The organism is Mesorhizobium sp. M1142 (assembly GCF_040318565.1).
Classification (GTDB): Bacteria; Pseudomonadota; Alphaproteobacteria; order Rhizobiales; family Rhizobiaceae; genus Mesorhizobium.
This window is the reverse complement of sequence record NZ_JAMYMK010000001.1, coordinates 797,109-821,858: the sequence shown is the minus strand read 5'-3', so window position 1 is coordinate 821,858 and position 24,750 is coordinate 797,109. Positions and strand designations below refer to the sequence as shown.

Here is a 24,750-nt window from a genome sequence, read left to right as displayed (position 1 = left end):
GCCGTCGCCTTCCGCCCAACCGAAACCGATGGCGTCTTCGATGCCTACTTCCGCCACCAGAAAATCCAGACCATCGACCTCAATGTAAGCCAACGATAGGATGGCAAACTGTTCGCGATGTCCTCGCACAGCTGTTCGCGATGTCCCCGGTCCAAACATCCTGCAGAGGGGGGTGGGACGGAGTGCCAGCCTTAAAGAATGCTTAGCAACCATCATCCTCCCCGCAACTCGCCTCAAAACACCGTCCGCGAGCGCAGTGCCGCGGCGAGCGTGCCTTCGTCGAGATAGTCGAGTTCGCCGCCAACCGGAACACCGTGCGCCAGGCGCGTCACCTTGACGTTGAAGCCGGAAAGCTGGTCGGTGAGGTAGTGCGCGGTAGTCTGGCCCTCGACCGTAGCGTTGACGGCGAGGATCACTTCCTTGACCTCGCCGCCGGCGACGCGATCGACCAGCGAACGGATGTTGAGCTCATCGGGACCAATGCCGTCGAGCGGCGACAGCGTACCGCCAAGCACATGATAACGCACGTTCATGGCGGTCGCCCGCTCCAGCGCCCAAAGGTCGGCCACGTCCTCGACAACGATGAGCGTGGTGGGGTCGCGGCGCGGGTCGGTGCAGATCATGCATGGATCGGAGGTGTCGACGTTGCCGCAGGTCGAGCAGATGCGCACCTTGTCGACGGCCTCGCCCATGGCAGCGGCAAGCGGCGCCAGCAGCTGCTCCTTCTTCTTGATGAGGTGGAGTGCGGCGCGGCGCGCTGAACGCGGGCCAAGCCCCGGCACCTTGGCCAGCAGCTGGATCAGGCGTTCGATCTCGGGACCGGCGATTCGCTTCGACATCGCTCCGGTTTAGGATTTTTCAACGGGTTTTGGAACAGCGCTGAGGCGCGCTGTTCAGCCTGCAAAGAGGCAATCGCCCGGCGTTGCGCCGCCCCTCATTGCCCTGCCGGGCATTTCTCCCCGTACAACGCGCCGACTCCGGTCGCCTCAGTTTTCCTCCAGCGGCCGGGTCTGGCCGGCGATCATCGCGCCGATGGCGTCGGTGTTCTCGGGCGTCGTCTCGAACGACATTGTCGGCTCTGCCGGCGCCGCCTGGAATGATGTGACCGGCCGGGGGTTCACGGTTCCACCGAAACGGGCCGCGTCCGGTTCCTGCATTGGCTCTTGCAGCGCCACAAGGATTGGCTTCTCCGGTGCCGCCCTCGCCGCGGTCGCCATTCCTGCAGTCACCCTTGTCTGCCTTGCTGGCTGCGATGCGGCGGCGGTAACATAGGTTGCCTTGGCGAATGTCGGCTTGACCTCGCGAGCCGGCTCCGCCGAGGCGACAAGTATGGCCTGAGCGGCAGGCGCTTGCGGCTTGGCCTGGGCCATGGCGACCACCGGTTCGTCCGGCAGCGGCTGCCAGTTGCGGCCGCGCTTTTCATAAAAGGCATTGCCGCCGGCGACCATGGTGTAGTGCATGTTCTTGTAGGGGAAGCGCAGGCCGGCGGTGTGGAAATACATGGTGTTCTTCAGCTTGGCTTTGCGCTCGCCCTTGAGCACCGCCTCGGCGGCCTCCTCGACGTCGGGCATCGCCTTCGAATTCATCGGCCGTGTCATGACGCCCGGCGCGAACTGGCCGCGCTCGCCAACCACTTCGCAGATGGTGCTGCCGTGCTTGCCGGACCGCAGCCGGTTCATCACCACGGTGCCGACGGCAATCATGCCGTCACGGCTCGACCGGTTGGACTCGAAGAACATCGCCCGCTCCAGGCATTCCTTCTCCTTCGGCGTGGAATTGTAGGAGCGAGAGCTCAGGAAACCCGGCGTAATGGCATCGGTCAGGCTGGACATGCCGTGCGAGGCGGTCTGACTGCAAGCGGCCAAAAACAGCGGCGAGACAACGACGCCGAGCCGCAACGGCGTCTTCCATCGGGTAGAGATCAACAGGCGTCCCCTCATTCTGCTGCCAGCCCGCCCCTGGTTGCGGCAAGAATGAGACACTTTCAGGCAAAAAGATGGCTAAAGCGTTATTAAGTGTGGGGCGTTGCCCAATAGACACAGCTGGCGGGCGAAGAGCGTTGGATCGCTGCCCTCTTCGGTCAGGTGCCGGCATGGTTCCAAGGATTCATGCCGTGACCTTGGAGCGCCGCAATCTCCGCAAGAGGGCTTGCCCAAGCCTGGAGAGATTGGTTCAGTCGACGCGGTAACTGTAAACACAGCTCGAGGTGTGCTGAGATTCAGGTCAGGCCGAGCCGAAAATGGCGGCTTCCGAGAACCGGAGCGGAGCGTACGTTTCGTACGTGAGCACCGGAAGCGCAGGAAGCCGCCGTTTGCAGGCCGGCATCACCTGAATATCAACACACCTTAGAACGGCAGCTTCATTCCCGGCGGGATCGGCAGTCCCGCGGTCAGCGCCTTGGTCTTCTCCTGCATGATCTGCTCGACCTTGGTCCTGGCGTCGTTGTGGGCAGCGACAAGCAGGTCCTCGAGAATCTCGACCTCGTCCTCCTTGAACAGCGCCGGGTCGATCTTCAGCGACTTCATCTCGAATTTGCCGGTCAGCGTCACGCTGACCAGGCCGCCGCCGGCCTGTCCGGTGGCTTCCAGCGTGGCAATCTCATCCTGCATGGCCTGGAACTTGGCCTGCATTTCCTTTGCCTTGCCCATCAGGCCGAGAAGATCTTTCATCGCACGGTCCTTTGCAGTTGGTGCTGGTTGTTCAGGTTTCGTCGTCGTCGGCCGGCGGCTCGACCGGCACTTCGGCCTCTGCCGCATCGGCTTCCGGCGCATCGGGAATGCGCACGTCGATGATCTTGGCGCCGGGAAAGCGCGCAAGGATGGCGGCGACCGTCGGGTCGCTCTTGGCATCGAGGAAGGCGTTTTCGCGCTTTGTCGATTCCATCTCGGCCAGCGTCTGGCCGCCCTCCTCCTTCGACAGCGACACCAGCCAGCTGCGGCCCGTCCAGGCGCGCAGCTTGGCGGTCAAATCGTTGAGCAGCATCTTCGGCGCATCGTCGGTCAGGCTGACGTCGATACGGCCGGGCTCGATGCGCACCAGGCGCACGCAACGCTTCACCAGCACCTTGAAGGCCATGTCGCGCTGGGCGTCGGCAAGGGCGACAATATCGGCCAGCGATTTCACCGGCACCAGCGGCGCCTCGACCACCGGCTCCGGCGGAGCAACGAAGTTCGTCGGCACGGGCTCGGCCTCAACCAGGCGCATCGTCTGCGCGCCGCCATTGGCCGTCGGCATCCGCGTCTGCGCCACGGCACCGGCACCACCGCTTGCAGGCGCATGGTTTGCGGGGCCGGGGCTTGCCGGCGCGCCATTCACGCGCGGCGCGGCGCCCGGCGGCGAAACGCCGTTCTCCAGCGATTTCAGCGCCTCGTCCAGCGTCGGCAGGTCGGCGGCATGCGCCAGCCGGATCAGCACCATCTCGGCGGCGCTGACCGGGCGGTTGGAGGTCTGCACCTCGGGAATGCCTTTCAAGAGCATCTGCCATGTCCGCGACAGCACCTTGACCGACAGCGTGCTGGCGAAATCGGCGCCGCGCCGGCGCTCGTCCTCGGACAGCGAGGCGTCGTCGATGGCAGCCGGCACGAAACGCAGACGGGTGACCAGATGGTTGAACTCGGCAAGGTCGGTCAGCACCGCGGCAGGATCGGCGCCGGTATCGTACTGGGCACGGAATTCGGCAAGCGCGGCCGCGACGTCGCCCTTCATGACATGCTCGAACAGATCGACGATGCGGGCACGGTCGGCAAGGCCGAGCATGGCACGCACCGCTTCGGCGCTGACCGCGCCGCCGCCATGGGCGATCGCCTGGTCGAGGATGGACTGCGCATCGCGCATCGAGCCTTCGGCCGCGCGCGCGATCATCGCCAGCGCGTCGTCTTCAACTTCGATGCCCTCCAGACCGGCTATCCTGGCAAGGTCGGCCTTGATCATTGCCGCATCGATGCGCCTGAGGTCGAAACGCTGGCAGCGCGACAGGACGGTGATCGGCACCTTGCGGATTTCGGTGGTGGCGAAGATGAACTTGACGTGCGGCGGCGGCTCTTCCAGCGTCTTCAGCAGGCCGTTGAAGGCCTGGTTGGAAAGCATGTGCACTTCGTCGATGATGTAGACCTTGTAGCGCGCCGACACCGGGGCGTAGCGCACACGCTCGATGATGTCCCTGATATCGTCGATGCCGGTATGCGAGGCGGCGTCCATCTCGATGACGTCGACATGCCGGCCTTCCATGATCGCCTGGCAATGCTCGCCGAGCACGGCAAGGTCGACGGAAGGCTGGTCGACCGTCGGTGTTTTGTAGTTCAGCGCCCGGGCGAGTATGCGCGCGGTCGTCGTCTTGCCGACGCCGCGCACGCCGGTCAGCATCCAGGCCTGGGCGATGCGGCCGGTGGCAAAGGCATTGGTCAACGTGCGGACCATCGGCTCCTGGCCGATCAGCTCGGAGAAATTCGACGGTCGGTATTTGCGCGCCAGCACGCGGTAGGCGGCAGGCTTGTCCAATTTCCCGGCCTCGTTTCCGGCTTCGCTCATTCGCCCGTCAAGCTCCAAGGGCTGCCACTGGAGGCCGCCGATTCCTGCGCATAGTTTCGCCCGCACGGCTTGGCGCCGTCAATGTCGGGGCAAAAGGCGAAGAGGCGGGAGGCTGGAACAATGACCCGTTCCGGGCTCGTTAGGGCTGCTTCCTTCCGGACCTGACCCGGTTGGCGAGTGGACCGTCCACCACCAACCTCCCAGCATCCATATCGGCAATCCGGCGATGAAATGCAAGTGCGGATGACAGGGGCCTTGAGCGACGGCGAAAGCTGAAACCAAAAACCCGCCTCGGCGGGCGGGTTTTTGGTGCGAATAATCACCATAGCGGGATTAGTAGCATAGCTGCCGGCACAAAGCAAGAACAAAATGTGGCCACGATCAAAATCGTCGACCTCGGCGGGGCAGCGCCAACCTGATGCAATTTGCCCGGGCCTTCACTTCTTCGCGCACAATCAGCGCCGCGACGGCCAATGTTGCTTGCTGCCCCTTGCGGCCCTTCGGAAGCCGCTCTAGCGTCGATAGAGTTCAAGAAACGTCCAAAAGTGAGGGAAACGCCGATGCTGCCGGGCCTCAAGGCCGGATTCACGATTGACGCCCAGCTGGAAGCCGACAGCGAACAGCTGATGTGGCTCGGCCTGTGCGAATTGCGCGTCATGAACGACCGCCGCTGGCCATGGCTGCTGCTGGTGCCGCAGCGGCCGGGCATCGAGGAAATCCACGATATGACGCCGCTCGACCAGGCGATGCTGACCTTCGAGACCAATATGGTGGCGCTGGCGCTGAAGCGGGTGACCGGCTGCACCAAGATCAACACCGGCGCACTCGGCAACATCGTGCGCCAGCTGCATGTACACGTCGTCGCGCGCTCGGAAGGCGATCCCGGCTGGCCCGGCCCGGTGTGGGGGCACGGCCTGCGCGAGCCCTATCAGCGCTCCGACCTTCGCAAGTTTGCGGAAAAGATCAAGGCAGCGCTATAAGCCTCTCCCGTGTCCACCTTGAACCTTCCCGAGTCTGCATGAGCTTTCGCCTGTTTGACGCGCCCTTGCGCGAGCCGAGCCAGTTCGTCGGCTTCGCCGGCAACATTATCGACCGGCAGTCCGAAAACCGCGCCGACGATTCCGTCGAAAAGGCACTCGCCGATCCCTCGGCGCGGCTTTTGCTGATGCGTGGCGGCCGGCTCTACCTGAAGCTTGCGCAAGGCGCATTCGACCCCTGGTTCGGCGTGGCCGAATGCCGGCCGCTCGAGGCATCGCTCGAAAACGGCGTCCTGCTCGGTTTTTCCGAAAGCGGCCCGGTGCTGGCGGTGCCGGCCGGGGTCGAGCCCGAGCAGCTTCCCGAGACGATCAGGGCGATCGACTATCGCTCGGTCTATATGCAGGGGTTGATCGACGAAGCGGCCGCCGGCGCGCTGGCGCAAGGGGCGGCGCTGCTTGCCTGGCATGCCAGCCATCGCTTCTGCAGCAAGTGCGGCACCGAAGCCGAGATGCGGGCGGGCGGTTACAAGCGGCATTGCCCGGCCTGCGGCACGGAGCACTTTCCGCGCACCGACCCGGTGGCGATCATGCTGACGGCAACACGCGAAAAATGCCTGCTCGGCCGCGGCCGGCATTTCGGGCCCGGCATGTATTCGGCGCTCGCCGGTTTCATCGAGCCGGGCGAGACGATCGAGGCGGCGGTGCGCCGCGAAACGCTGGAGGAAGCCGGCATTCGGCTAGGCCGCGTCGTCTACCACGCCAGCCAGCCCTGGCCGTTTCCCTATTCGCTGATGATCGGCTGCTTCGGCGAACCGCTCAACGACGATATCCACCCCGACTTCAACGAGCTGGAAGATTGCCGCTGGTTCTTTCGCGACGAGGTGCTCTCGATGCTGGCCCGCGAGCATCCGGGCGGCCTGGTGACACCGCCGAAGGGGGCGATCGCCTATAACCTTATCCGCGCCTGGGCCGACAGCGCGTGATACGAAGACATCGCAGGAGCAAAAAATGATCCGTCACACCGTCGTGTTCACGCTAAAGCACCCGCCGCATTCGCTCGAGGAAAAAAGGTTCCTCGCCGACGCCAAGACGATCCTCACGGCGATAAAGGGCGTCACGCATTTCGAGCAGTTGCGGCAGGTCAGCCCCAAGAACGACTACCGCTTCGGCTTCTCGATGGAGTTCGCCGATCAGCGGGCTTACTCCGGCTATAACGACCATCCCGACCACGTCGCCTTCGTCCGCGACCGCTGGATCCCGGAGGTCGAGGCGTTTATGGAGATCGACTACGTGCCGCTCGGCTGGGGCTGAGACTGGAAAGCGGCGCTCTAAAAAAATCAATACCCCGCGTCGCGATCCACCACATTTTCCAGCGCTTCGCCGCGCTCGAAGGCGTCCATCTGACGCAGCATGATCGGCGCCAGGTGGACTGGATCGGAAGTTGCCGCCGCGTGCGGCGTCACGAACACTTTCGGGTGGCTCCATAGCGGGCTGGTCTTCGGCAGCGGTTCGACCTCGAACACGTCGAGGCTGGCTTCCTTCAGCGTGCCGTCGTCCAGCGCGCGCAAAATGTCGGCGTCCTTCTGCAGCCTTCCGCGCCCGGCATTGATCAGCACCGAGCCGCCGAGGCCATTGCGCTTGCGCAGCTCCTTCAGCACGCCGTGGTTGATGATGCCGTGCGTCTGTGGCGTCAGCGGCAACAGCACCACCAGGATATCGGTGGCATTGAGGAACGGGATCAGGCCGGCCTCGCCCGCGTAAGTCGAGACACGTTCCATCGGCCGATCGCTGCGCGACCAGCCATTAACGGGAAAGCCGAGCGACAACAGTACCGATGCCGCCGCGCGGCCAAGCGTGCCGAGCCCCATAATGCCGACCGAGATGTCGCCGGCCGGCCGCTGCTGCGGCTCGTGCCAGATCTTCTTCTGCTGCTGGGCGCGGTAGAGCATGCCCTGGCGATGGTGGTCGAGCACCCGCCAGACGACGTATTCGGTCATGTACTGGGTAAGGTTGTCGGCGACCACTTTGACGACCGGTACGTCGGGCAAGGTGGGATCGGCGAAAATGTGGTCGACGCCGGCGCCGATCGAGAAGATAGCCCGCAGATTGGGCAGCGACGACAACAGGTTCGGCCTCTGTTTCCACACCACAGCATAGGTGATCGAGGGATCGCCGGCGCCATTCGGCTCGAGCACCACTTCGCGCTCCGCCGACAGCAGTTCGCGCCAGCGCAGCGGATGAATACCGGTGAGGGCAAGCAGGATGCGGCCTTTTTCCATTGCGGATTGTTTTTCCCTTTTACCAACAGCGTTCGCGTCCGGACTCGCAGGGGCGCGGCAGCGTTTTGATTTTGTGCATGATCTCTGGCGAAAATCTACTCGCTGACGATACCGACCGGCGCCGTTTCGATCTTGAAGGCGGCCGAGATCAACGCCTTTGTATAGTCGGTCCGCGGGTTGCCGAAAATCTGTTCGGAAGGACCGGCCTCGACGATCCTGCCATTACGCATGACGATGACTTCGTTGGCGAGCGCGCGGATGACCCTCAGATCGTGGCTGATGAAGAGGTAGGCGAGATCGTGCTTGGCCTGCAGGCTGCGCAAGAGGTCGACGACCTGCGCCTGCACGCTCATGTCGAGCGCCGAGGTCGGCTCGTCCAGCATGACGAAACGCGGGTTGAGCACCATGGCGCGCGCGATGGCGACGCGCTGGCGCTGGCCGCCGGAGAATTCGTGCGGATAGCGGTTGCGCGTCGCCGGATCGAGGCCGACTTCCTTCAGGACGTCGACGACACGCTCGTCGCGCGCATCAGGAGACAGTTTCGGCTCGTGGATCTTCAACCCTTCCTCGATGATCTCGGCGACCGACATGCGCGGACTGAGCGAACCGAACGGATCCTGGAAGACGATCTGCAACTCGCGTCGCAACGGCCGCATTTCGCTGAAGGACAGCTGATCGATGCCGCGTCCGTTGAACTGGATGGTCCCCGTCGACGAGATCATCCTGGCCAGCGCCAGGCCGAGCGTCGTCTTGCCTGAGCCGGATTCGCCGACGACGCCAAGCGTCTGGCCGGCCCGCACGGTGACGTCGATGCCGTCGACCGCCTTCACATTGTCGACGGTGCGCCGGAAGAAGCCCTTCTTGATCGGAAACCAGACCTTGACGTCCTTGCCGACCATCACCGGCTTGGCGGCCTGGTTGGCCGCCGGCGGCTTGCCTTTCGGCTCGGCGGCAAGCAGATGCCGCGTGTAGGCGTGCTGCGGATTGGCGAATATCTCCTTGGTCGGGCCGGTCTCGACGATCTTGCCCTTGGTCATCACGCAGACCCGGTCGGCGATCTTCCTGACGATGCCGAGATCGTGGGTGATGAACAGCATCGACATGTTCTTGCGGCTTTTCAGGCCGGCCAGCAATTCGAGGATCTGCGCCTGGACGGTGACGTCGAGCGCGGTCGTCGGCTCGTCGGCGATCAACAGTTCAGGCTCGTTGGCGAGCGCCATGGCGATCATGACGCGCTGGCGCTGGCCGCCGGAAAGCTGGTGCGGATAGGCGTCGAGCCGTTTTTCCGGTTCGCGGATGCCGACCTCGTGCAGAAGTTCCAGCGTGCGCGCCTTGGCGTTGCGATCGCCCAGGCCCTGGTGCAGCTTCAGCACCTCGACGATCTGCTGCTCGATCGTGTGCAGCGGGTTGAGCGAGGTCATCGGCTCCTGGAAGATCATGGTGATCTTGTTGCCGCGCACGCGGCGCAAGTCTCTCTCGTCCGCGGCAAGCAGGTCGGCGCCGAGGACCAGGATCTTTCCCGACGGGTGGCTGGCGGTCGGATAGGGCAGCAGCTTCAGCACCGACAGCGCGGTGACCGACTTGCCGGAGCCGGATTCGCCGACCAGCGCCACCGTCTCGCCCTTGGCGAGGTCGAAGGAGATATGGTCGACGGCGACCGACTGGCTGCCGCCTTGCGTGAAGGCGACGCTGAGATCCTGGACCGAGAGGAGAGGGGGGGTCATAGCTCAACTTCCGCGACAACCCTGTCCAAGGCGGAAATTTCCGGTCGTATGATCGAAATTTTGGCTGCCATTTGAGGGGGGACGAGACGATTTGGTGCGATAGAATAGGTCTCTTTCAACCTCGTGTCCGCGGTCAGAAATTGGGTGCAGCCGAAGTGCATCGCTGTGGAAAGATGGATCGCGTCTGGTAATCTCAACGAAAGGAATTCCGAACGTAACTGTGCTGCGTGCCAGAGAACGTCGCGAGTTATCGTCCCAATTGAGATGAAGGCATTGCCGATTGAAATATTGTCGTAGAGCTCGATCAGTCGCTCATTGTTCTTTCTCAAGGGATCGACCATCAACTCCGCGAGCACGATCTCACTCGTCGCCAGGAAAGGCTGCTTTCTGCCCTCGTTCAGTGAAATGAGCTGAAGCAGTTTGTTTGCAAGCGCATCATTGTTTTCAAAGGCATAGATGAAAATGTTGGTGTCGACATAAAGCCGGACTGCAGCCATCAATCCTCCCACTCATCGCGGAGGGCACGAACACGCGCGACAGCCTCGTCGAGGCTTGTTCCCGGCGCGTTGGCCTGAGCATCCCGCATGAGTTCAAGCAATTGTTCGCGGCCAAGGGGCCTGTTGGCCTCCTCCTCCACTGTCACTCTGACCGAGGCGCTCGGCGCTATGCCTTTTCGCAGTTCATCCGGGAGCTTCGATGCCGGGTAGTGTTCAAGGATGATCCTATTCATAACCCTTCCTTCCCCAACGTGCGGATTGACGGACTGCACGGACGCCAACACACCGTCATGGCTCCGGGTTCGCTCATATCGGCCAATTTGCTCTCCAGTGATCGAGCGATGGCTGCCACTGGTGTTTCACCGATCAAAGCCGCCGGTCACTTGAGGGTACGTCCGCTTTTGTCCGGATTGCCATTTCCGGAATATAACATGCCGAATGCCAGCCTGCATCGCCCTCATCTGAACGTCTTGCGCGGATCGAAGGCGTCGCGGGTGGCCTCGCCGACGAAGACCAGCAGCGACAGCATCAGCGAGATGACGACGAAGCCGGAAATGCCGAGCCAGGGGGCGTTGAGGTTGCGCTGCGCCTGCTTCAACAGTTCGCCCAGCGAGGCGGAGCCGGGCGGCAGGCCGAAGCCGAGATAGTCGAGCGAGGTCAGCGTCGAGATCGAGCCGCTGAGCAGGAAGGGCAGGAAGGTCAGCGTCGCCACCATGGCATTGGGAAGCAGATGCCGGAACATGATGGTGATGTTGGGCACGCCGAGCGCGCGCGCCGCATTGACATATTCGAAATTGCGGGCGCGCAGGAACTCGGCCCGCACCACGCCGACCAGCGCCACCCAGGAGAACAGCAGCATCAATCCGAGCAGGATGAAGAAGCCGGGCGGCAGGATGGCGGCGACGATCAAGAGCAGGTACAGCACTGGGATCGCCGACCAGATCTCGATGAAGCGCTGGAAAAGAAGGTCGGTCCAGCCGCCGAAATAGCCCTGCAAGGCGCCGGCCGCCACGCCGATCAGCGCCGAGCCGGCGGTCAGGATCAGGCCGAACAGCACCGATATCCTGAAGCCGTAGATGACGCGCGCCAGCACGTCGCGGGCCTGGTCGTCGGTGCCCAGCCAGTTCCAGTTGCCGACGTTGCAATTGGGGTCCGCTTCGCCTTTCGGATACTGGTTGCATCGCGTCTTCTTGTCGTAGAGCCAGGACGGCTTGGTCGGTGCTGCTTCGGGAATGGCGTTGTTGACGGTCTGGTAGGAGTAGCGCACCGGCGGCCAGACCATCCAGCCATTGGCATTGATCTCGTCCTGGATGACCGGGTCGCGGTAGTCGGTGACCGCATAGAAGCCGCCGAACTTCTCCTCGGGATAGGCGACCAGGACCGGAAACAGGATCTCGCCCTTGTAGGAGGCGATGATCGGCTTGTCGTTGGCGATCAGTTCGGAAACCAGCGACAGCACGAACAGGAACAGGAAAATCCACAACGACCAGTAGCCGCGCCTGTTGGACTTGAAGTTCTGCAGGCGCCGCTGGTTGAGCGGCGACAGAAAGGGCCGCGCGATCCGAGGCGGCGCCGTTTCGGCTGTCGCCTGCTCCATCAGACGTCTCTCCGCTCGAAGTCGATGCGCGGATCGACCCAGGTATAGATCAGGTCGGACAGCAGCCCGACGAACAGGCCAAGCAGCGAGAAGATGTAGAGATTGGCGAAGACCACCGGATAGTCGCGCTGCACCACCGAGTTGAAACCAAGCAGGCCGAGGCCATCGAGCGAAAAGATGTTCTCGATCAGCAGCGACCCGGTGAAGAATGCCGAGATGAAGGCACCGGGGAAACCCGCGATGACGATCAGCATGGCGTTGCGGAAGACGTGGCCATAAAGCACCTGCCGCTCCGACAGGCCCTTGGCGCGGGCTGTGACCACATATTGCTTGCGTATCTCCTCAAGGAAGGAATTCTTGGTGAGCAACGTCGTCGTGGCGAAGGCCGACAGCACCAGCGCCGTCAGCGGCAGGGTCATGTGCCAGAAATAGTCGACGATCCGCTGCGGCCACGACAGCTGGTCCCAATTGTCGGAGGTGAGGCCGCGCAGCGGAAACCAGTCCCAGAACGAGCCGCCGGCAAACAGCACCATCAGCAATATGCCGAACAGGAAGCCCGGAATGGCGTAACCGACAATGACGACGCCGCTGGTCCAGACGTCGAAGGTGGAGCCGTCCTTGACTGCCTTGCGGATGCCGAGCGGGATCGAGATCAGATAGGACAAGAGTGTGATCCACAGTCCGATCGAGATCGACACCGGCATCTTTTCCAGGATCAGGTCGAGCACCGAGATGTCGCGGAAATAGCTGTCGCCGAAATCGAAGCGGAGATAGTTCCACAGCATCATGCCGAAGCGCTCGAGCGGCGGCTTGTCGAAACCGAACTGCTTCTCCAGCTTCTTGATGAATTCCGGGTCGAGCCCTTGCGCGCCGCGGTATTTCGAGCCGACGTCGCCGGCGACATCGAAATTGGCGCCGCCGGCATCACCGCCGCCGCCGCCTAGGCGATCGCTGCCGCCCTGGTTGGTCAGCCTGGCGATGACCTGCTCGACCGGCCCGCCCGGCGCGAACTGGATGACGGCGAAGGATACCGCCATGATGCCGAACAGGGTCGGGATCATCAACAGGATGCGGCGCAGTATATAGGCGCCCATCAGGTTCCCTGCCTCGCTTGTGCGAAAATCTCAGCCTTTGCCAATCTTTGCCGCCTTGTCTTTGTCGAACCACCACGACGTCTCGACCGGAAAGTCGTAATCCGGCTTTTGAGCGGGAAAGCCGAACATGTCCCAGAAGGCTGCTCGGTGATTCGCCAGATGATATGTTGGAATCCAGTCTAGCCGCGCGCGCAAGACCCGATCGAGCGCGTTGAGCGCGGTTACGAGTTCGATCCGGCTCTGCGCCTTGCCGGCTGCCTCGATCAGCGCGTCGATGGCTTTGCTTTCCGTACCCGGATAGTTGCGCATCCCCGGCGTTTTCGCCATTTGGGAAGCGTAGAGAATCTCCAAACCGTCGGCGGTGGGCGTCGCTCCGATCGACCATGCGAGCATGTTGAAGTCGAAGTCGAAATTGCTCTGCCGCGCTTCAAATTGCGTCGAGTCGACCTGCCGGATCGAAGCGTCGATGCCGATCGCCTTCATATTCTCGGACCATGGCGCGAAAATACGAACGAGACCCTCGTCCTCGGCAAGCATTTCCACGCGCAGGCGCTCGCCTTTGTCGTTGAGGACGAAATTGCCCGCTCGCTTCCAGCCGCCTTCGGCAAGCAGCCTCGAAGCCTCGCGCAGCAGCTTACGGTCGTGCCCGGAACCGTCGGAGACGGGTTGCATCACCGGTTCGCCGAAGGTCTCCGGCGGCAACTCGGCTCGAAACGGCTCCAGCAGGGCCAACTCCTTGGGTGAGGGCAGGCCCTTGGCCTTGTAATCCGATCGCTCGAAGTTCGATTGCGAACGCTCGTAGGAGTCGAAAAACAGAACCCGCCTGGTCCATTCGAAGTCGAAGCAATAGGCGATTGCCCGTCTCACGCGAATGTCGCGGAACTGCGGACGGCGCTGGTTCAGCGCGACAGCCTGCATGGATGGCGTTTTCTCGCCAGGAAATTCGCGTTTGACGACCCTGCCATCCTTCAGTGCTGGAAAGTCGTAGCCGGTCGCCCATACCCGCGAGGTGAACTCCTCGCGAAAATGCGTATCCCCTTTCTTGAATGCTTCAAAGGCTGCCTGGCGATCAAGGTAGAAATCGATACGGATGCGGTCGAAATTATAACTGCCGCGGTTCACGGCCAGATCGCGGCCCCAATAGTCGGCGACGCGTTCATATTCGACAGTCTGCCCGGCCACCACCCGTCCAACCCTGTATGGTCCGGAGCTGAGCGGTGGCGTCATCGTCGAGGCGTCGAAATCATTGGCGGTGTAGAACGCTTTCGACACGATCGGCATTACGACGATCGCGAGGATATTCTGCGCGGACTGTTGGCCGTTGAAGGTAAGGTTGACTGTAAGCGGATCGATTGCGACCGCTTCTGTCATGTGCCGCAGCGCTTGGGAAAGGTTCGGATGTCCCCGGTCTTTGTAGAGGTTCAAGGCGAAGGCAATGTCGTCGGCGGTCAGCGGCGACCCGTCATGGAAGCGCGCTTGTGGCCGCAGGCTGAAGCGGTAGCCATTGCGATCCTGCGACAAGGTAACGGATTCGGCAAGCAGGCCGTAGACCGCATCCGGTTCGTCGACTGCCCTTGCCATCAGCGAATCGAAGCAGAGCTCGGTGCGCGGCGGCGAATCCCCCTTCAACACCAGTGAGTTCAGTGTGTTGAAAGTCAGGAAGCTCTGATTGAGGGTGGAGTTCGGCGGGGCGAAATTCATCCGGCCGCCCTTGGGAGCGTCCGGATTGACACAGTCGAAATGCGTGAAATCCGGCCCGTATTTGAGATCGCCAAAAGCCGACAACCCGTGCAGTTTCACGCCGGTTGGAATGGCCGCGAAAGCCCGGCCGGGCAGCAGCGCTGCGGCCGCGGCGGCACCGCCCAGGGCGAGGAAGTCGCGACGGGGCAGCGCCGCCATCAATTGCCGCTCTTGTATTTGGCCGCCAGCGCCTTTTCCTTGGCCGGGTCGATCCACCAGGAATTCTGGTCGACGCCGCTATAGGCGGGCTGCTTTTCCGGCATACCGAACTTGTTCCAGTAGGCGAGCCAGACCACGGCGCGGTAATATTGCGGCACGACGTAGAAATTCCACAACAGCACCCGGTCGAGCGCATGGGTGGCGGCAACGAGATCGTCGCGGTCGGTGGCATATATGATCCGGTCGACCAGCGCATCGACGACCGGATTCTTGATGCCGGCGTAATTGCGCGATCCCGGCGAATCGGCGGCCTTGGAGCTCCAGAAATCGCGCTGTTCATTGCCGGGAGAGTCCGACTGGCCGAGTATCGAGGTGACCACGTCAAAGTCGAAATGGGTGACGCGGTTGATATACTGGGTCTGGTCGATCAGGCGCAACGTGGCGTCGACGCCGATTTTGCGCAGATTGGCGATATACGGGCTGGCGATGACCTGGTCGGTGTCGTTCCAGCCGAGGATCTCGAATTTGAACGGTTCGCCGGTCTTGGCGTTGACCATCTTGCCGCCCTTGATCACCCAGCCTGCCTTGGCGAACAGATCGACCGCGGCCTTCAGGTATTTGCGCTCCGCCTGCGGGGTGTCGTAGACTGGCAGCTTGGATTCCTGGGTGAAGACTTCGGGCGGCAGCTTGTCGCGGTACTGCTCCAGGATCTCCAGTTCCTTGCCTTGCGGCAGGCCGCTCGACGCCAGTTCCGTGCCCTGGAAATAGCTGCTGGTACGGGTGTTGGAACCGAAGAACAGGGTCCGGTTCATTGTCTCGAAGTCGAACGGGTACATTAGCGCGGCGCGCACCAGGCGATCTTGGAACAGCGGGCGCCTGGTGTTGAGCATGAAGGCCTGCATCGGTTCGGGCGACGCGGTCTTGAATTCCTTCTTGATGACGTCGCCGGCCTGGACAGCCGGGAAATTATAGGCCGTGTTCCAGCGTCTCGAACTGTTCTCCGGCTTGATGTCGTCCAGCCCGCCCTTGGTGAAGGCCTGCCAGGCGGCATTGTCGTCGAGAAAATAGCTGAAACGCTGCCTGTCGAAATTCTCGCGGCCAATTTTTACGGGCAGCTTGGCCGCCCAGTAATCGGGCACGCGCTGCCAGATGATTTCGGAGCCCGGCTTGAAGCTGGCGATCTTGTAGGCGGCCGATCCCAGCGGCGGCTCCTGCGTCGGTTTGGTGACGTCGCGCTTCTTGCCGCTGGCGTCCGTGCCTTCCCACCAGTGCTTGGGCAGCACGACGAGATCGCCGATGATCTTCGGTAGCTCCCGGTTGCCCTTCTGATTGAAATGGAACTCGACCTCGCGGTCGGATATGGCGACCGCGTCGGTGACGTTTTCGAAATAGCGGCTGTATTGCGGACTGTTGGCCTTCAGCACCTGAAACGACCAGATCACGTCGTCGGTGGTGATCGGCTGGCCGTCATGCCACTTGGCCCGCGGATCGAGCCGGTAGGTCGCCGAGGAATAGTCGGCCGGATATTTGTAGGCGTCGGCGATCAGCGGATGGCTGGTGCTGCCTTCGTCGGTCGCCTGCTCCATCAGCGTGTCGTAAAGCAGGCCGCCGCCGAACTGCGCGAAGCCGGCGGCCGGCGAACCCTGCACGATGTAGGGATTGAAGCTGTCGAACGTGCCCAGCACCACCGAATTCACCGTGCCGCCCTTCGGTGCATCCGGATTGACGTAATCGTAATGCTGGAAATTGTCGCCGTATTTGGATTCGCCGATCAGCGACGAGGTCGTGCGCCATTCGTCCGCGAAGGCCGCCTGCAGGCCGCCGGCAAAAGCAGCCAGCATCAGCACTGATTTCAGAAGCGTCCGCGCTCGGCCAACCGTCATGCGTTCTCCTCTTCGCGATATAGCGCCGTCACCATAGCGTCTGGGCCCAATCTAGATCATTTGGCGGCGCTGAAAACCGCAACCGAGTGGCTTTGTCGTCGCATATGCATTTTCCCAAACGAAAAAGCCGGGCTGAACCCGGCTTTTTCAAGGATTATGTCATTACAGTTTTGTTATTTTGCGGGTGCGGCCGGAGCGGCCGGAGCGGCGCCTTCTGCCGGCTTGGCAGGGGCTGCACCTTCGGCCGGCTTGGCGGGCGCGTTCTCGGCCGAGGCGCCGGGGGCCGGCAGTGGCTTCGGATTGTCCGACAGCGTTCGCAGATAGGCGATGACGTTGGCGCGGTCCTCATCCTTCGGCAGGCCGGCGAAGCCCATCGCCGTGCCCTTCACGAACTTCTTCGGCGAGGTGATGAAGTGGTTGAGATTGTCGTAGGTCCACTTCTCGCTGCCGCCCTTGGAGAACTCCTTCATGCCGGCCGAATAGGCAAAGCCCTCATGCTCGGCGACCGGACGGTCGATGATGTCCCACAGATCGGGGCCAACCTTGTTGGGGCCGCCTTTTTCGCCGGAGTGGCAGGCCTGGCATTTCTTGAAGATGGCGGCACCCGCTTCGGCATTGGCGGTGGCCAGCAGCTCGGCGATCGGCTTGGCCTCCGCGGCTGGAGCGGCCGGGCCGCCTTCGGCGGGCTCGGTCGCCTCGATGGCGAAGCCGGGCTTTTCCGGCGTCGGCGAGGCAAACAGCGCGTCAGATACGATGCCAACGGAAAAGACGATGAACACCGTGCCGAGGAAACCGGCGAGCAGCTTGTTGACTTCGTTGGAATCCATACGCCCCAGGCTCCCTTTTCCGGCGGACCGATCCGTCCACTCCGTCCGTCGGTATCGTGAACCACCCTGCGAGGCGGTCAAATCGCGCGGAAACTAGGTCTTTTGCTCCAGCGTTGCAACACCTATAAGGGCGCTGCCAGTGAGACCTTTTGCCACTTTTGTCCCCCTCTTTTTCGAGCCCCTGCCCGCCTCATGTCCACGCTCATCCTGATCCCGGCCCGCATGGCCTCGACCCGCCTGCCGGGCAAGCCGCTGGCCGACATTGCCGGCACTCCGATGATCGTCCACGTCGCCCGCCGTGCTGCCGAGGCGGGACTCGGCCGGGTGGTCGTCGCCACCGATACGCAAGGCGTTGCGGAGGCGGTGCGCGCGCATGGTTTCGAGGCGGTGATGACGCGGGCGGACCACGAAACCGGTTCCGACCGCATCTTCGAAGCCCTGACCATTCTCGACCCCGGCAAGACGGTCGAGACGATCGTCAATGTGCAGGGCGATCTGCCGACCATCGACCCCCTTGTTATCGGCGCCGCGCTGAAGCCTTTCGAGAACGCGGCGGTGGATATCGCCACGCTCTGCGTCGAGATCGTCCGCGATGAGGAAAAGACCAATCCGAACGTCGTCAAGCTGGTCGGCTCGCCACTCTCGACGACGCGGCTCAGGGCGCTCTATTTCACCCGCGCCACCGCCCCTTGGGGCGAAGGCCCGCTCTACCATCATATCGGCCTCTATGCCTATCGCCGCGCCGCACTCGAACGCTTCGTTGCGCTAAGGCCGTCGCCGCTGGAGCGCCGCGAGCGGCTGGAGCAGTTGCGGGCGCTGGAGGCTGGCATGCGCATCGATGCGGAGATCGTGCAGTCGGTGCCGCTTGGCGTCGATACGCCGGACGATCTCGAACGCGCTAGGGCGCTCCTTTCCAACTAAGAAATTCTTCCCCCAATTCCCGAGACTCCGCGCATGCCTGAAAAGACCAACAAAATATCCTTCCAGGGCGAGCCGGGCGCCAATTCCGACACCGCCTGCCGCAACATGTTCCCGTCGATGGAGCCGTTGCCGTGCCCGACCTTCGAGGACGCCTTCAACGCCGTCGAGACCGGCAAGGCCGATCTGGCCATGATCCCGATCGAGAACACCATTGCCGGCCGCGTCGCCGACATCCATCACCTCTTGCCGGAATCGAAGCTGCACATCATCGGCGAATACTTTCTGCCGATCCACTTCCAGCTGATGGTGCTGCCGGGCGTCAGGCGCGACGAGATCAGGACTGTGCACAGCCACATCCACGCGCTCGGCCAATGCCGCAAATACATCCGCAAGAACGGCTGGAAGGCGGCGGTTGCCGGCGATACCGCGGGCGCCGCCAAGATGGTCGCCGCGATGAAGGACCGCACCATGGCCGCGCTGGCGCCGGCGCTGGCCTCGACCCTCTACGGACTCGACATCATCGAGGAGAATGTCGAGGACACCGACAGCAACGTCACCCGCTTCGTGGTGCTGACCAAGAACAAGCAATGGGCCGAACGTCCCTCGGCCGACGCCAAGATGATGACGACCTTCATCTTCCGCGTCCGAAACGTGCCGGCGGCGCTCTACAAGGCGATGGGCGGGTTTGCCACCAACGGCATCAACATGACCAAGCTGGAAAGCTACCAGCTCGGCGCGTTTACAGCGACGCTGTTCTACGCCGACATAGAGGGCCATCCCGACGATCCGCTGGTGAAGCTGGCACTCGACGAGTTGCGCTTTTTCTCGCGCGAAATGCGCATTCTCGGCGTCTATCCCGCCAGCGCCTCGCGCGAGCAGTGGAAGGTGGCGGATTAGGATCCGGTCAGGTCAGGCCGAGCTTGTTCCTTTTGGCCGGCTTGCCGCATTCGCGGCGGGCAATCGACCGGTTCATGGCGTCGATCTTGCCGCTTGCCTGGTCGGCGTCGCGCTTGGCTTTTGAGCGAATATCCGGCGTGAACGGGCCAAAGCCCGTCGCCGGGTTGGAGAAGGACGGCTTGGCGTCCACCGGCAGATGATATTGCTGCGCCAGGCCGTTTCGTTGCGCCAGCAATTGATCGCAAGGCACCTTGTCATACAGCAGCGAGGACTGGACGTTTTCGTCCTGCCGTTCGGACATCGAATTGCCGACGCAGCCGGCCATCGCCAGGCAAGATGCCAAGACCGTCATGTTCCAGCGCATGAACGTGCTCCTTGTCTTTCGCCGCTGCGGCTTCTCATGCGCAGCGGCAGAAGTCTTAGCCAGATTTTACGCTGCCGGAAAGCAAGCTTGCCACTACGGCCAGCCCTTCGACCGGTTCGCGGCGATCCTGCCGGATGATCGTTGCCTGCAGCGACAGGACCGAAAAGCCGTCGGCATCCAGAACCCGCTCTATATAGCCTCGCGAATGCGCGTAGCGGCGCGACGGCTGCAGGGCGAAGCCGGCACTGTCAGACGATTCTCCGCCCGGGAGCGTCTCGACGGAGAACGCAAACAGACCGCCGCCGGCAAGCATTCCGGCAATCTTGTTCACCACCCTGTCGAGTGCGCCGACATAGATAAACACATCGGCCGCCGTCACCAGATCGGCTTTCGGGCCAGAATAGCAAAAATCCTGCAGGTCCGTCTTGACGAGCAGATCGTAGAGGCCTTTGGCGCGCGCCTGCCTCAGCATGCCGGCCGAGATGTCGTAACCCTCCAGCCGATCGGCGATTGGCCGCAGCTTCTGGCCCATGAGGCCGGTGCCGCAGCCGAGATCGAGCGCCAGCGAAAACCGGCCCGGCCGTGCTGCCCGGATGGCGCGGTCGAGGCATTCGGGCAGACGGTAGCCGAGCCTGTCGACCAGCTCACCCTCGAAGCTTTCGGCATAGTGGTCGTAAAGCGTCTCGACAAAGGCGCTGGGCGGCGCCTGGGCAGCCGCTGCCCTGCCGATCAATTGCAGCTTGAGCACCGCGCCGAGCCTGTCCGCCGGGTCGAGCCGCAGTGCCGTCGTCCAGGCCTGCGCGGCACGATCGGGCGCGCCCGCCGCTTCCTGCATCTCGCCGAGGCGGAACCAGCCGGCTGGCCATTGCGGCGCCAGTTCGAGCGCGCCGAGCAGCAATTCCGCGGCTGCCGCATGATCGCCGGATGCATAGAGCATTTCGGCATAGTCGGCGCGGCGGTCGGCGGTCAAATCGCCGGACGAGGTCTGGAGCGGTTTCATCGTGATCGAGTTCCGCCGGGTGTTTGCAGCCCGGCTTGCGCTCTATGCTGGAGTCAGCAGTGACTTACAACAGGCTTCCCGCGCCGGAATTAGCGCCTATCTTGGGGCCATGCGCGCCAGCGACCTGCTTCATCCCCGGCCGGAAGGGTTGTATTGCCCGCCCGGCGATTTCTTCATCGACCCGGTGCGGCCGGTCAACCGGGCGCTGATCACGCATGGCCATTCCGACCATGCCCGCTCCGGCCACCGCTCGGTAATGGCGACGCAGCAGACGCTCGATATTATGGGTCTGCGTTACGGCGAAGGTTTTGCCGGAACGACGCAAGCCGCAGTGCTCGGCGAGACGATTGCGCTTGGCGGCGTGGCCGTCAGCTTTCACCCGGCCGGCCATGTGCTGGGCTCGGCGCAGATCAAGGTCGCGCATCAGGGCACATGCATCGTCGCGTCCGGCGACTATAAGCGCCAGAAGGACGCGACCTGCGAGCCGTTCGAGCCGCTCAAATGCGACGTCTTCATCACCGAGGCGACGTTCGGCCTGCCAGTGTTTCACCATCCGCCCGATTCCGAAGAGATCGCCCGGCTGCTGAAATCGACCGAACAGTTTCCCGAGCGCACGCATCTGGTCGGCGCTTATGCGCTGGGCAAGGCGCAGCGTGTCATGCGGCTGCTGCGCCATGCCGGCTACGAAAAGCCGATCTACATCCATGGTGCGCTGGCCAAGCTCAGCGAATATTACCAGAGCCAGGGCATCGATCTCGGTACATTGGAACCGGCGACCGTCGAGACCGGCCAAAAAAGCGACTTTGCCGGCGCCATCGTCATCGGCCCGCCATCCGCCTTCGCCGATCGCTGGGCGCGGCGTTTTCCCGATCCGATGTCGTGCTTCGCCTCAGGCTGGATGCGCATCCGCCAACGCGCCAAGCAGGGCGGCGTCGAGCTGCCGCTGATCATCTCCGATCACTCCGACTGGGACGAGCTGACAACAACGATCAAGGAGACCGGCGCGGAAGAAATCTGGGTGACGCATGGCCGCGAGGAGGCGCTGGTGCGCTGGTGCGAACTCGAAGGCATCGCCGCCAGGCCGCTGCATCTCGTCGGTTATGAGGACGAGGGCGATTGATGGTACTCATGGCGCCCCTCCCATGAACCGCTTCGCCGAGCTTCTCGACCGGCTGGTGCTGACGCCGTCGCGCAACGGCAAGCTGACGCTTTTGACCGACTATTTCCGCAGCGTCGAGGATCCGGATCGCGGGCTGGCGCTGGCGGCCATTACCGGCGATCTTTCCATCGCCGCGGTCAAGCCGGCAATGCTGCGCACGCTGGTGGTCGAGCGCATGGATCCCGTGCTGTTCGGCTATTCCTACGACTATGTCGGCGACCTGGCCGAGACCGTGTCGCTGGTCTGGCCACAATCGCCTCTCGATATTGCGAACCACGCGCCGACGCTGGCCGAGGTGGTGGCAAAGCTGCAGGCGGCAAGCCGTTCCGACGGGCCACAGGTGCTGGCCCGGCTGCTCGACAGCGCCAGCACGTCCGCGCGCTTTGCCATCATAAAGCTGGTCACCGGCGGCCTGCGCATCGGTGTCTCGGCGCGGCTCGCCAAGCAGGCGCTGGCCGATTTCGGCAAGGTCGATATCGCCGAGATCGAGGAACTCTGGCACGGGCTGACGCCGCCTTATGCGGCTCTGTTCGCCTGGCTGGAGGGCAAGGCGGTAAAACCCAGGAAGACGGCGCTGGCGCTGTTCAGGCCAGTGATGCTGTCGAACGCCGTCGGCGACGGCGACCTCGAAAAGCTCGACCCCGCCGACTACGCGGCCGAATGGAAATGGGACGGCATCCGCGTCCAGGCGGTTTGCGAAGGCGGCATTCGCCGGCTCTATTCGCGCACCGGTGACGATGTCTCCGGCGCCTTTCCGGATCTTGCCGAGGCGATGGATTTTTCAGGCGCCCTCGACGGCGAGCTTCTGGTCGGTGACCCCAGGCGGGCGACGGGCACGTTCTCGGACCTGCAGCAGCGGCTGAATCGCAAGAGCGTGTCACCCAAGATCCAGCAGCAATACCCCGCCTTCATGCGCTGCTACGATGCGCTGCAGATTGGTGACGAGGATGTGCGGGGATTGCCCTTCCGCGAACGACGCGGCCGGCTCGAGGCCTTCGTCAGGACACTCGATCCGAGTCGCTTCGATCTGTCGCCGCTGGTCGAATTCACCAACTGGCAGGCGCTGGAGGAATTGCGCCGCAAGCCGCTGCATCCGGTCATCGAAGGCGTCATGCTGAAGCGCTGGGATTCGCCCTATGTGGCCGGGCGACCGAAGGGCCCGTGGTTCAAATGGAAGCGCGATCCGCACACGGTCGACGCCGTGCTGATGTACGCCCAGCGCGGCCACGGCAAACGCTCGAGCTTCTATTCCGACTACACATTCGGGGTCTGGTCCGGGCCGGAAGGATCGGAGGAGCTGGTGCCGGTGGGAAAGGCCTATTTCGGCTTCACCGACGAGGAACTGAGGCAAATCGACAAATATGTTCGCGACAATACGATTGAGCGCTTTGGCCCGGTGCGCTCGGTACGGGCCGACCGCAGACATGGCCTGGTGCTGGAGGTGGCGTTCGAAGGGCTTAACCGTTCGACGCGGCACAAATCCGGCGTCGCCATGCGCTTTCCGCGCATTTCGCGGCTGCGCTGGGACAAGCCGGCCGCGGAAGCCGACCGCATCGAGACGCTGCAGGCGCTGCTCGATAGTTAATGCATGTCGCGCAAAAAGCGTGCAGCGGTTTTGCGGTACCGACATGCATCAAAACAAGAATTTAAACTGCGTCGCATGAGGCCGGTCCGAACGCGACGTGCTTTACGGAACGACCGAGACGCGAATCTCGTAGATGTCGACCGACTTGCCCTGCTTGTCGAAGTCGGAATTGATGGCGATGGTGCCCGCAGCACCCGGATGCTTGTCGGGAAAGCGCACGTCGAACAGATATTCATTGCGCTCGCGACCGACGGCATAGCGCTTGCGGCCGCAGTCGCCGAGTTCGCCGAAATTGCAATCGACGGAAATCTGCGTCTCCTGGCCCTCCTCGGAGCGCGCGATGATGTCGAATGTGGCATGCTTGCCGGCGAGTTTTTCCAGCACGCCTTGCCCGACGTCGAAGCTGATGGCCGAACCGGATGCACCCGAGCGGATGCGCAGGAAGGAACCGCTTTCGTCCTGGATAACGTCGGCCTTGGCGTCCGACGGTGCATTGACCTGCGTCGGGTCACCCGGCGAAAACACGTTGATCCAGTCGCGCGCCTGGTCCGCCTCGCCCTGCTTTGGCGGCGAAGCGGTGTTGTCCGGCGTGAAATCATCGCCGTCGACCGTTGGCGGCGCTTCCGGCGGCGCCGTGTCGAGTTCGGTCGCCGATTTGAAGACGCCGGTCTGGTTGGCGAAATAAAGGCCGATGCCGGCGGCTGCGAGCAGCGTCACGCCGAAGAAGATCGCGGTCAAAGGCAGGCGCCGCCGCCTCGCCCGCCGGTCGTCGCGGTCGGGCGTCACTTCCGCGTCGTCGGTTTCGGCTTCGGTCGGAGCCGAGGCCCCCATGTCGATCACCGGCGCCTCGGGAACAGGCGCATCGGGCATTATGTCCGGGACGACCGGCAGGACGCGCGACCGGGGCGCATCGGATTCGGGCGGCTGCGGCGGACCGTCAACGACGACATCGGGCGACGGCGCGGGCTCGGCTTCGGCCGGAGGCTCCACCTCCGGTGCTGCCTCCAAACTGTCGGTCGGCGCGGCGACGTCGGTAACCGCCGGCAGGAATTCCGATTCGATTTCGGTGATCTTCGCCTGGACCGCCTTGCGGCGCTTGATGGCGACTTCCACGGTGACGTTTGGATTGGCCTGCAGGGCACGGTCGAGTGCCGCGAAAGCCGATCGGTAGACCCGCTCGCGAAACGCCCGGTCGTCGGCATTGCCTTTCTCAAAGGCGTTGCGGATCGCTTTTTCGATCGCGTCCAAACGAATTCCCTCTGCAATTCCACTCACATTGTCATGATCGTTAGCCGCAGGCGACCAATCAATCAACAAGCGAGCGGCTGCATTCTGCCTTGCCGAGGGATACAAAGCTCATTTCGGCGGTTTTCGGTAAAGAAATCAACCTTTTTCGCTGATTTTTCCGTCACGGCCCCGACGTGACGGACGGGGCGGCCTGCCGATACGGCATCGCATCGGCGCGGCGGCTGCCCTTGCGCCCGGCCTGGGACGGAGACGAATTGCTCGTCCTGAATTCG

Annotated in this window: 24 protein-coding genes and 1 other RNA gene; 8 read left to right on the top strand and 17 right to left on the bottom strand. The window is 63.0% G+C overall.

The window, feature by feature from the left end; translation table 11 throughout:
• Positions 1 to 99 (top strand): hypothetical protein (locus NKH42_RS31205; RefSeq protein ID WP_502896261.1); only part of this gene is annotated, 99 nt, incomplete at its 5' end.
• 134 nt (positions 100 to 233) lie between these two features.
• On the opposite strand, the gene recR is transcribed toward NKH42_RS31205, so the two are convergent.
• The 5 genes from recR to ffs form a co-directional block, all read right to left on the bottom strand.
• Positions 234 to 839: a recombination mediator RecR gene (gene recR, locus NKH42_RS03945; protein ID WP_352686846.1), complete on the bottom strand. Its 606-nt coding sequence runs from the start codon at positions 837 to 839 to the stop codon at positions 234 to 236.
• Between the two features lie 147 nt (positions 840 to 986).
• Positions 987 to 1,925 carry a cell wall hydrolase gene (locus NKH42_RS03940; RefSeq protein WP_352702361.1) on the bottom strand — a complete coding sequence of 313 codons (939 nt, stop codon included), beginning with the start codon at positions 1,923 to 1,925 and terminating at the stop codon, positions 987 to 989.
• Positions 1,926 to 2,345: 420 nt separating this feature from the next.
• A complete protein-coding gene (locus tag NKH42_RS03935; protein ID WP_352740904.1) occupies positions 2,346 to 2,669 on the bottom strand; it encodes a YbaB/EbfC family nucleoid-associated protein in 324 nt (107 codons plus the stop codon).
• A 31-nt stretch (positions 2,670 to 2,700) separates the two neighbouring features.
• Positions 2,701 to 4,527 (bottom strand): DNA polymerase III subunit gamma/tau, encoded by a 1,827-nt coding sequence (locus NKH42_RS03930; RefSeq protein ID WP_352686851.1) that lies wholly within the window; start codon positions 4,525 to 4,527, stop codon positions 2,701 to 2,703.
• A 104-nt stretch (positions 4,528 to 4,631) separates the two neighbouring features.
• An RNA gene (gene ffs / locus NKH42_RS03925) (signal recognition particle sRNA small type) lies at positions 4,632 to 4,728 on the bottom strand.
• A gap of 359 nt (positions 4,729 to 5,087) precedes the next feature.
• Between ffs and NKH42_RS03920 the strand changes: the two genes are divergently transcribed.
• Genes NKH42_RS03920 through NKH42_RS03910 form a run of 3 tightly spaced genes read left to right on the top strand, consistent with a single transcriptional unit; the run spans position 5,088 to position 6,815 of the window.
• Positions 5,088 to 5,507, top strand: a complete 420-nt coding sequence (locus NKH42_RS03920; RefSeq protein WP_352752269.1) for an HIT family protein — start codon at positions 5,088 to 5,090, stop codon at positions 5,505 to 5,507.
• A gap of 38 nt (positions 5,508 to 5,545) precedes the next feature.
• Positions 5,546 to 6,487, top strand: a complete 942-nt coding sequence (gene nudC, locus NKH42_RS03915) for an NAD(+) diphosphatase (protein WP_352752267.1) — start codon at positions 5,546 to 5,548, stop codon at positions 6,485 to 6,487.
• A gap of 25 nt (positions 6,488 to 6,512) precedes the next feature.
• Complete coding sequence (locus NKH42_RS03910; RefSeq protein ID WP_254816201.1) at positions 6,513 to 6,815, top strand: Dabb family protein; 303 nt, start codon at positions 6,513 to 6,515, stop codon at positions 6,813 to 6,815.
• A 26-nt stretch (positions 6,816 to 6,841) separates the two neighbouring features.
• Here NKH42_RS03910 and NKH42_RS03905 read toward each other — a convergent pair whose 3' ends face one another.
• The 9 genes from NKH42_RS03905 to NKH42_RS03865 form a co-directional block, all read right to left on the bottom strand.
• Positions 6,842 to 7,783 carry a 2-hydroxyacid dehydrogenase gene (locus NKH42_RS03905; RefSeq protein ID WP_352506119.1) on the bottom strand — a complete coding sequence of 314 codons (942 nt, stop codon included), beginning with the start codon at positions 7,781 to 7,783 and terminating at the stop codon, positions 6,842 to 6,844.
• Between the two features lie 95 nt (positions 7,784 to 7,878).
• Positions 7,879 to 9,507, bottom strand: a complete 1,629-nt coding sequence (locus NKH42_RS03900; protein WP_352686858.1) for an ABC transporter ATP-binding protein — start codon at positions 9,505 to 9,507, stop codon at positions 7,879 to 7,881.
• Positions 9,504 to 10,004 (bottom strand): type II toxin-antitoxin system VapC family toxin, encoded by a 501-nt coding sequence (locus NKH42_RS03895; RefSeq protein WP_352506117.1) that lies wholly within the window; start codon positions 10,002 to 10,004, stop codon positions 9,504 to 9,506. Before NKH42_RS03895 ends, NKH42_RS03900 begins: the two co-directional genes overlap by 4 nt.
• Positions 10,004 to 10,237 carry a hypothetical protein gene (locus tag NKH42_RS03890; protein WP_352506116.1) on the bottom strand — a complete coding sequence of 78 codons (234 nt, stop codon included), beginning with the start codon at positions 10,235 to 10,237 and terminating at the stop codon, positions 10,004 to 10,006. The genes NKH42_RS03895 and NKH42_RS03890 overlap by 1 nt, the downstream gene beginning before the upstream one ends.
• A 224-nt stretch (positions 10,238 to 10,461) precedes the next feature.
• Positions 10,462 to 11,601 carry an ABC transporter permease gene (locus NKH42_RS03885; protein WP_352506115.1) on the bottom strand — a complete coding sequence of 380 codons (1,140 nt, stop codon included), beginning with the start codon at positions 11,599 to 11,601 and terminating at the stop codon, positions 10,462 to 10,464.
• Positions 11,601 to 12,695, bottom strand: a complete 1,095-nt coding sequence (locus tag NKH42_RS03880) for a microcin C ABC transporter permease YejB (RefSeq protein ID WP_254816205.1) — start codon at positions 12,693 to 12,695, stop codon at positions 11,601 to 11,603. Before NKH42_RS03880 ends, NKH42_RS03885 begins: the two co-directional genes overlap by 1 nt.
• Before the next feature lie 30 nt (positions 12,696 to 12,725).
• Entirely contained in the window at positions 12,726 to 14,594 is a 1,869-nt protein-coding gene (locus NKH42_RS03875; protein WP_352686862.1) for an extracellular solute-binding protein, read from the bottom strand.
• Positions 14,594 to 16,477: an extracellular solute-binding protein gene (locus NKH42_RS03870; RefSeq protein ID WP_352973928.1), complete on the bottom strand. Its 1,884-nt coding sequence runs from the start codon at positions 16,475 to 16,477 to the stop codon at positions 14,594 to 14,596. The genes NKH42_RS03875 and NKH42_RS03870 overlap by 1 nt, the downstream gene beginning before the upstream one ends.
• Before the next feature lie 173 nt (positions 16,478 to 16,650).
• Positions 16,651 to 17,304 carry a c-type cytochrome gene (locus NKH42_RS03865; RefSeq protein WP_352476004.1) on the bottom strand — a complete coding sequence of 218 codons (654 nt, stop codon included), beginning with the start codon at positions 17,302 to 17,304 and terminating at the stop codon, positions 16,651 to 16,653.
• A 192-nt stretch (positions 17,305 to 17,496) separates the two neighbouring features.
• Between NKH42_RS03865 and NKH42_RS03860 the strand changes: the two genes are divergently transcribed.
• Positions 17,497 to 18,225 carry a 3-deoxy-manno-octulosonate cytidylyltransferase gene (locus NKH42_RS03860; RefSeq protein ID WP_352752263.1) on the top strand — a complete coding sequence of 243 codons (729 nt, stop codon included), beginning with the start codon at positions 17,497 to 17,499 and terminating at the stop codon, positions 18,223 to 18,225.
• Between the two features lie 33 nt (positions 18,226 to 18,258).
• Positions 18,259 to 19,122, top strand: coding sequence for a prephenate dehydratase (locus NKH42_RS03855; protein ID WP_254816209.1), 864 nt, complete (start codon positions 18,259 to 18,261; stop codon positions 19,120 to 19,122).
• A gap of 7 nt (positions 19,123 to 19,129) precedes the next feature.
• Here the strand turns inward: NKH42_RS03855 and NKH42_RS03850 are convergent, their stop codons facing one another.
• Both NKH42_RS03850 and NKH42_RS03845 read right to left on the bottom strand, forming a co-directional pair.
• Positions 19,130 to 19,486, bottom strand: coding sequence for a hypothetical protein (locus NKH42_RS03850; RefSeq protein WP_352702377.1), 357 nt, complete (start codon positions 19,484 to 19,486; stop codon positions 19,130 to 19,132).
• Positions 19,487 to 19,541: 55 nt separating this feature from the next.
• Positions 19,542 to 20,486: a methyltransferase domain-containing protein gene (locus NKH42_RS03845; RefSeq protein WP_352506110.1), complete on the bottom strand. Its 945-nt coding sequence runs from the start codon at positions 20,484 to 20,486 to the stop codon at positions 19,542 to 19,544.
• A 109-nt stretch (positions 20,487 to 20,595) separates the two neighbouring features.
• Between NKH42_RS03845 and NKH42_RS03840 the strand changes: the two genes are divergently transcribed.
• Together NKH42_RS03840 and NKH42_RS03835 are read left to right on the top strand one after the other, a co-directional pair.
• Positions 20,596 to 21,606, top strand: a complete 1,011-nt coding sequence (locus tag NKH42_RS03840; RefSeq protein ID WP_352752278.1) for a ligase-associated DNA damage response exonuclease — start codon at positions 20,596 to 20,598, stop codon at positions 21,604 to 21,606.
• Between the two features lie 22 nt (positions 21,607 to 21,628).
• Positions 21,629 to 23,230: a cisplatin damage response ATP-dependent DNA ligase gene (locus NKH42_RS03835; protein ID WP_352752261.1), complete on the top strand. Its 1,602-nt coding sequence runs from the start codon at positions 21,629 to 21,631 to the stop codon at positions 23,228 to 23,230.
• A 102-nt stretch (positions 23,231 to 23,332) separates the two neighbouring features.
• Here NKH42_RS03835 and NKH42_RS03830 read toward each other — a convergent pair whose 3' ends face one another.
• Complete coding sequence (locus NKH42_RS03830) at positions 23,333 to 24,478, bottom strand: hypothetical protein (protein ID WP_352686879.1); 1,146 nt, start codon at positions 24,476 to 24,478, stop codon at positions 23,333 to 23,335.
• Positions 24,479 to 24,750 lie beyond the last annotated feature (272 nt).

Coding starts and splice junctions, on each gene's coding strand:
- recR (WP_352686846.1), bottom strand. CDS start 839: ATGTCGAAGCGAATCGCCGGTCCCGAGATCGAACGCCTGATCCAGCTG.
- NKH42_RS03935 (WP_352740904.1), bottom strand. CDS start 2,669: ATGAAAGATCTTCTCGGCCTGATGGGCAAGGCAAAGGAAATGCAGGCC.
- NKH42_RS03930 (WP_352686851.1), bottom strand. CDS start 4,527: ATGAGCGAAGCCGGAAACGAGGCCGGGAAATTGGACAAGCCTGCCGCC.
- NKH42_RS03920 (WP_352752269.1), top strand. CDS start 5,088: ATGCTGCCGGGCCTCAAGGCCGGATTCACGATTGACGCCCAGCTGGAA.
- nudC (WP_352752267.1), top strand. CDS start 5,546: ATGAGCTTTCGCCTGTTTGACGCGCCCTTGCGCGAGCCGAGCCAGTTC.
- NKH42_RS03910 (WP_254816201.1), top strand. CDS start 6,513: ATGATCCGTCACACCGTCGTGTTCACGCTAAAGCACCCGCCGCATTCG.
- NKH42_RS03905 (WP_352506119.1), bottom strand. CDS start 7,783: ATGGAAAAAGGCCGCATCCTGCTTGCCCTCACCGGTATTCATCCGCTG.
- NKH42_RS03900 (WP_352686858.1), bottom strand. CDS start 9,507: ATGACCCCCCCTCTCCTCTCGGTCCAGGATCTCAGCGTCGCCTTCACG.
- NKH42_RS03895 (WP_352506117.1), bottom strand. CDS start 10,004: ATGGCTGCAGTCCGGCTTTATGTCGACACCAACATTTTCATCTATGCC.
- NKH42_RS03890 (WP_352506116.1), bottom strand. CDS start 10,237: ATGAATAGGATCATCCTTGAACACTACCCGGCATCGAAGCTCCCGGAT.
- NKH42_RS03885 (WP_352506115.1), bottom strand. CDS start 11,601: ATGGAGCAGGCGACAGCCGAAACGGCGCCGCCTCGGATCGCGCGGCCC.
- NKH42_RS03880 (WP_254816205.1), bottom strand. CDS start 12,695: ATGGGCGCCTATATACTGCGCCGCATCCTGTTGATGATCCCGACCCTG.
- NKH42_RS03875 (WP_352686862.1), bottom strand. CDS start 14,594: ATGGCGGCGCTGCCCCGTCGCGACTTCCTCGCCCTGGGCGGTGCCGCC.
- NKH42_RS03870 (WP_352973928.1), bottom strand. CDS start 16,477: ATGACGGTTGGCCGAGCGCGGACGCTTCTGAAATCAGTGCTGATGCTG.
- NKH42_RS03865 (WP_352476004.1), bottom strand. CDS start 17,304: ATGGATTCCAACGAAGTCAACAAGCTGCTCGCCGGTTTCCTCGGCACG.
- NKH42_RS03860 (WP_352752263.1), top strand. CDS start 17,497: ATGTCCACGCTCATCCTGATCCCGGCCCGCATGGCCTCGACCCGCCTG.
- NKH42_RS03855 (WP_254816209.1), top strand. CDS start 18,259: ATGCCTGAAAAGACCAACAAAATATCCTTCCAGGGCGAGCCGGGCGCC.
- NKH42_RS03850 (WP_352702377.1), bottom strand. CDS start 19,486: ATGCGCTGGAACATGACGGTCTTGGCATCTTGCCTGGCGATGGCCGGC.
- NKH42_RS03845 (WP_352506110.1), bottom strand. CDS start 20,486: ATGAAACCGCTCCAGACCTCGTCCGGCGATTTGACCGCCGACCGCCGC.
- NKH42_RS03840 (WP_352752278.1), top strand. CDS start 20,596: ATGCGCGCCAGCGACCTGCTTCATCCCCGGCCGGAAGGGTTGTATTGC.
- NKH42_RS03835 (WP_352752261.1), top strand. CDS start 21,629: ATGAACCGCTTCGCCGAGCTTCTCGACCGGCTGGTGCTGACGCCGTCG.